The organism is Streptomyces sp. S6, assembly GCF_054880855.1.
The window spans coordinates 1-2,564 of sequence record NZ_JBTYMC010000531.1; the positions used below are offsets into that span (position 1 = coordinate 1).

Annotated in this window: 2 protein-coding genes; both read left to right on the plus strand. The window is 71.2% G+C overall.

Annotated elements, in window-relative coordinates; translation table 11 throughout:
* On the plus strand, nt 1-1,027 hold a 1,027-nt coding region (locus ACVNF4_RS34785), incomplete at its 5' end, for an NYN domain-containing protein (protein ID WP_461806851.1).
* A gap of 197 nt (nt 1,028-1,224) precedes the next feature.
* Nucleotides 1,225-2,265 carry a C40 family peptidase gene (locus tag ACVNF4_RS34790; RefSeq protein WP_461806852.1) on the plus strand — a complete coding sequence of 347 codons (1,041 nt, stop codon included), beginning with the start codon at nt 1,225-1,227 and terminating at the stop codon, nt 2,263-2,265.
* Nucleotides 2,266-2,564: the final 299 nt, after the last annotated feature.

The window sequence follows — 2,564 nt, forward strand, 5'->3', positions numbered from 1 at the left end:
CGACCCGCTGGACGTCGCGGCGGCGGCCTACGTGCTGCGCCCCACCGGCTGGGTCAAACTGGTCACCGCGGCCGGCGAGGAGGCCCAGCGCGCCGACGCCGAACGCGCGGACGAGGAGAGCCGCGCCGAACTGGAGCGGCTGCGCCAGGAGTTGGCGCACGCCCAGGGTCTGGTCAAGACCGAGACCGAGGGGCTGCGGCAGGAACTCGCCGCCGCCCGGCGGGAGTCGGAGGCCATGCACCGCAAGCTGCGCTCCGCCCTCAGCGACGTCAAGCGCGGTGAGGCGGCGCTGCGCAAGATCCAGGGCGAGATCGAGGCCGTCCGCGCCGAGGGGCAGGCCCAGGTGTCCGCCGCCGAGAGCGAGTCACGGCGCGTGAAGGCCCGGCTCGGTGAGGTGGAGGCCGCTCTGGAGGCCAGCCGCCGCGCCGCCCGCGAGGGGCGCAGCGTCGAGGACATGCGCGTCCGGCTGCTGCTGGACACCGTGCTGGAGGCCGCCCAGGGGCTGCGCAGGGAGCTGGCGCTGCCGCCGGTGTCGGTGCGGCCCGCCGATTCCGTGGACGCCGTCGAACCGGGTCGGATGACCCCGAAGGACATCGCCGCGCGCGCTCTGTCGGAGCATGATCCGGCCATTCTCGATCAGCTCCTCGCGCTGCCGCAGGCCCACCTCGTGGTCGACGGCTACAACGTCACCAAGACCGGTTATCCCCAAATGCCCCTGGAGAAGCAGCGGTTGCGCCTGCTGGGCCAGCTTTCCGCCCTGGCGGCGCAGACGGGCGCCGAGGTGACCTGCGTGTTCGACGGCGCCGAACTCGTCGCGCCGGTCCTGCTCGCACCTCCGCGGGGCGTCCGCGTCCTGTTCTCGAAACCCGGCGTCACGGCCGACGAGCTGATCCGCCAGCTCGTGCGCGCCGAACCGCCGGGGCGGCCCGTCATCGTCGCCTCCACCGACCGGGAGGTGGCCGACGGCGTCGCCAAGGCCGGGGCGCGGCCGGTGGCTTCGGCGATGCTGTTGAAGCGGCTCTCCTGAGCACAGGATCTCCACACAGGGTCAAGTGGCCGTCACTGCGCGTCGGTTGAATGCAAATTATGCGTTGCGGGACCGCTTTTTTTCGCCACAGGATTTGAACTGATCACAGTCGGGTCACTAGGGTCTCGGTTCGAACCTCCGCGCGCGTGCTCGGTCAACTGTGCGGGGTGATCGGTCAAGAGAAGGAGTCCGTCTCCGTGGCGTCCCACCGTCGGCCCAAGCCGCCGTCCCGCACCCGCGTGACTCTGCTGACCACCGCAGCCGCAGCTGCCGTCGCCCTCAGCGCGAACTCCGCGAACGCGGCACCCAGCGAGAAGCCGACCAAGGACGAGGTCAAGTCGAAGGTCGACAAGCTCTACGAAGAGGCCGAGCAGGCCACCGAGGCCATGAACGGCGCCGAGGACAAGGCGGGGAAGCTCCAGAAGGAGATCTCCACCATCCAGGACAACGTCGCCCGCGGCCAGGACGAGCTGAACAAGCTGCGCGACTCCATAGGCATGGCGGCGGCCGCCCAGTACCGCACGGGCAACATCGACTCCTCCGTCCAGCTCTTCCTCTCCTCCGACCCGGACAGCTTCCTGGACCGCGCCTCCACCCAGGACCAGCTCAGCGCCCAGCAGGTCGAGGCGCTGAGGAAGATCCAGGAGAAGCAGCGCCAGCTCGCCCAGCAGCGCGCCGAGGCGTCCGGCAAGCTCGCCGACCTCTCCAGCACCCGCGCCGAGCTGTCCAAGAAGAAGCGCGAGGTGCAGGGCAAGCTCTCCGACGCGCAGAAGCTCCTCAACTCCCTGACGGCCGCCGAGAAGGCCGCGATCTCCCAGCAGGAGACCCGCGCGAGCCGGGACGCGGAGACCCGCGTCGACCTCGGGAACGTCGGCTCCGCCTCGGGCCGCGCCGCCGCCGCGTTCGCCGCCGCGCAGACGCAGCTCGGCAAGCCGTACTCCTTCGGCACCGCCGGCACCGCCACCTACGACTGCTCCGGCCTCACCTCCTGGGCCTACGGCCAGGCCGGCGTCACCATCCCGCGCACCTCCGAGTCCCAGGCCAACGCGGGCACCCGCATCTACGACGCGAGCCAGCTGCGCGTCGGCGACCTGGTGATCTTCTTCAACGACCTGCACCACGTCGGCCTCTACGCGGGCAACGGCCAGATCATCCACGCGCCGCGCACCGGCACCGTCGTGCGCTACGAGTCGATGAGCACCATCGGCGGCCCGTTCATGTTCGGCGTCCGCATCTGACGACACGGCGTTTGACCGGTCCCCCCGAACGAGTGGATTCCGACCGGTCGCGCTGACCGTCCGCCCCGCCCCCGACCTGCGTCAGGGCCGGGGCGTCACCGTCCGTGTCCGCCAAGGGTCTTTGGCCCACCCCTGCCCACAGGGCTACTGTCTGCCGCGTTTCCTCGTCCGTCAGCGGAAGGAGTGCGGCTTCCCGTGGGGTCCCATCGCAGCCTTGTACCGGCGTCCGGGTTCAACAGAGGGGCGGGCGCCGCGCTGTGCGCGCTGTCCGCCGCCGCGGCGGCCCTCGGCGCCGTCCC